The organism is Psychrobacter piscatorii, assembly GCF_001444505.1.
GTDB classification, from domain to species: Bacteria; Pseudomonadota; Gammaproteobacteria; order Pseudomonadales; family Moraxellaceae; genus Psychrobacter; species Psychrobacter piscatorii_B.
On sequence record NZ_LNDJ01000015.1, the window covers coordinates 1 to 3,148 of the forward strand.

Consider the following 3,148-nt stretch of genomic DNA (forward strand, 5'->3'; position numbering starts at 1 on the left):
ACCAAATAAGTAGAACTAAGCTGCCATTATACTATCGATATCCTTCCAATTTTCTTACATCTCTGCGAGTATAAGCCTTATCTGTTTGCTCAAACAAAAAAGCCTAACACCACTTTTCATCGTGGCATTAGGCTTTTTTTATATCTTTTTTATATTAAAAAGAAGTACGGCGATAGTGACGGTATTCAGGTAACCAAAAGTTTGCCTCTATTCGGCGTTGTAAGTTTTCCGCGGTATCAGGTAGTGCCAGCTTATCTTCAACCGCTTGCACTGCTACGGCATAGGCTATTTTTTCACTAATCTCTCTGATCACTTTAATTGGCGGTAGTATAGCACCCGGTGCTTTTTGGTACTCCATAGAGATATCTGCAAGGGCTTGGCTTGCCGCCATTAGCATATTATCACTAATACTTGTCGCCTGAGCCGCCAAAACGCCAAGACCGATGCCTGGGAATATATAGCTGTTATTACACTGAGACACCTCAAAGGTCTGGCCATTGAAGGTCGTAGGAGGAAAAGGACTGCCTGTTGCAATGATGGCTTTGCCACGACTCCAGTTCATCACTTCTTGCGGTGTTGCCTCAACACGAGTTGTTGGGTTTGACAGCGGTAATACAATTGGATGTTCCGTATTGGCGCATAACGCTTCGATGACCTCTTGGGTAAACAGACCTTTTTGGCCACTGACACCGAACAATACCGTCACACCGCCTTGCTGAACGACTTGTGCCAAACCGAGCTTGTTGCTCTTGTCCCAATGCGCAATGTCTGATTCTTTTTGTACCAATGGTACTTGGAATTTTTGTAGCTCGGTCATGCTGTCGGTCAACAGACCATAACGATCCACCATAAATACTTGGCTACGTGCTTGCGCTTCAGTCAACCCTTCACGCTGCATTTGGCGAACAATATGTTCGGCGATACCACAACCTGCCGAGCCTGCGCCCAAAAACGCGATTTTTTGCTCGCTTAATTTTTGACCTTTATTCAAGCAAGCAGCAATCAAGGTACCGACCGATACCGCAGCTGTCCCTTGGATATCATCATTGAAACAGCATAGCTGGTCACGATATTTATTCAATAATGGGGTGGCATTTTCCTGTGCAAAATCTTCGAACTGCAATAACGCTTCTGGCCAACGGCGTTTAACGGCTTGAATGAATAAATCCACAAATTCATTATACTCATCACCAGAGATACGTGGGTTTCTCCAGCCCATATACATAGGATCGTCAAGGAGCTGTTGATTATTGGTGCCGACATCTAACAAGATTGGTAAGCAATAGGCTGGGCTAATACCACCGCACGCCGTATACAAAGACAACTTACCGATTGGAATGCCCATACCGCCAATCCCTTGGTCTCCAAGGCCCAATATACGTTCGCCGTCAGTGACAACGATCACTTTGACGTTTTGTTTGGTGGCATTTTGCAATATATCATCAATTTGATGGCGTTCAGCATATGAGACAAATAGCCCCCGTTTACGGCGATAGATTTGCGAGAATTTTTCACACGCTTGACCAACTGTCGGGGTATATATGAGCGGCATGATTTCTTCAATGTGCTGCTCAACCAAATGATAAAACAAGGTTTCATTGGTGTCTTGAATATTACGCAAATAGATATGCTTGTCCATATCACTCGTGAATGAGCGCAGCTGATGATAAGCACGCAATGATTGCTCTTCAATCGTCTCAATATTATGCGGTAGTAACCCAGTTAAATTAAAGCTATTGCGCTCTTCTGCTGAGAAGGCACTGCCTTTATTGAGTAAAGGGGTCTCTAAAAGAGCGGGGCCAGCAACGGGAATATATAAGGGACGCTTATTTGACATGATAAAATATTCTTCTTAAGGGCATATGAATGAAAACTGTATTAGGGCTGCATTATACATAGCATCGACTGCTATTTAACAATATGTAACAAATTCAATTTAAATATGTATTTTTTAGAGATGTTCATCATTATGCATTCCATCCTGATTCGCATCCAATCGCTGACAACATACAATTGTCTTGATAAACAATTGCCCAATTGATGTAGCGGATATATACTTCTATAAAAGTATATATTTGTAAGGGAGGCTAAATTGTTTATTAATCATAAAAGATGTCCGAAATGTGATACTAGTCTCAAACGTTCTGATTGGAGCTGTAGCCATTGTGGTAACCAAAATTTGACGAATTGGATGCTCACTTTGCCTATGTGGGGCATTGGAATTTTTATCTTCATCATGGTTATTCTATTGATGATTAGCAATTTTTGTAGTGCTGAGATGTTCCGGTCATTTAGCAAGAGTTATGGTGTTATGTGCTGATTATAGACATAAAAAAGCCCAGCTATTGATATAGATGGACTTTTATTTATCAAGTAGCTCATATCTATCGAGTGACTAAAGATGACTAAATAAAATCCATGTACCGATGGCAATTAGCATCACACCACCAAATACCTCAGCTCTGTGACCGATTATGGAGCCCAACACCTTTCCTAACATCACCCCTAGCGTGACCATTGTCGTAGTCGCTAGACCAATTAGACCTGCCGCCAGCAAAATATTGACCTTGACAAATGCTAGGCTCACACCGACAGCCATGGCATCGATGCTCGTACCAAATGCAGTCAAAGCAAGTTTAAAAAAAGAATGTCTTGATAGCACTTCTATCGTTTCATCACTTGGCTTCAGTCCCTCATATAGCATGTGCAGACCGAGCGCAAAAAGTATGACAAACGCGACCCAATGATCCCATGCCTCAATAAAAGACGCATCTATAAAGGATGTGGCAGAGTGACCAATTAACCAACCAATAATCGGCGTGATCGCTTCAATGGTGCCAAAAATAATACCCATTCTGAAGGCTTCGGTAAAACGAGGGTTTTTAAGAATTGCTCCTTTACTGATTGCCACAGAAAAGGCATCCGTAGACATAGAAAAAGCAAGTAGTAGAAGTGCGATAGGATTCATGTGATTTTCTCTGGTCGAGTATAGAGTCCACGACATAGCCACACCCCCGACCTGCAGTGTAGATATATCGATGGTCTCGCCAACCGAGAGGTGTTCGCACCATGGCATGTGGCCAAGTATGTTGATACGAACGCTTTCGCAGTACGAAAGCAGGGGTAATCCCCCCAATAAATAAGAACA

At 42.5% G+C, this 3,148-nt stretch carries 2 protein-coding genes; both read right to left on the reverse strand.

Going from position 1 to position 3,148, the window contains the following annotated elements; genetic code table 11:
* Positions 1 to 154 precede the first annotated feature (154 nt).
* Positions 155 to 1,837 carry an NAD-dependent malic enzyme gene (locus tag AS194_RS01470; protein ID WP_058023721.1) on the reverse strand — a complete coding sequence of 561 codons (1,683 nt, stop codon included), beginning with the start codon at positions 1,835 to 1,837 and terminating at the stop codon, positions 155 to 157.
* Between the two features lie 558 nt (positions 1,838 to 2,395).
* On the reverse strand, positions 2,396 to 2,968 hold the full coding sequence (locus AS194_RS01475; RefSeq protein WP_058023722.1) for a manganese efflux pump MntP family protein: 573 nt from the start codon (positions 2,966 to 2,968) through the stop codon (positions 2,396 to 2,398).
* Positions 2,969 to 3,148 lie beyond the last annotated feature (180 nt).

Coding starts and splice junctions, on each gene's coding strand:
- AS194_RS01475 (WP_058023722.1), bottom strand. CDS start 2,968: ATGAATCCTATCGCACTTCTACTACTTGCTTTTTCTATGTCTACGGAT.
- AS194_RS01470 (WP_058023721.1), bottom strand. CDS start 1,837: ATGTCAAATAAGCGTCCCTTATATATTCCCGTTGCTGGCCCCGCTCTT.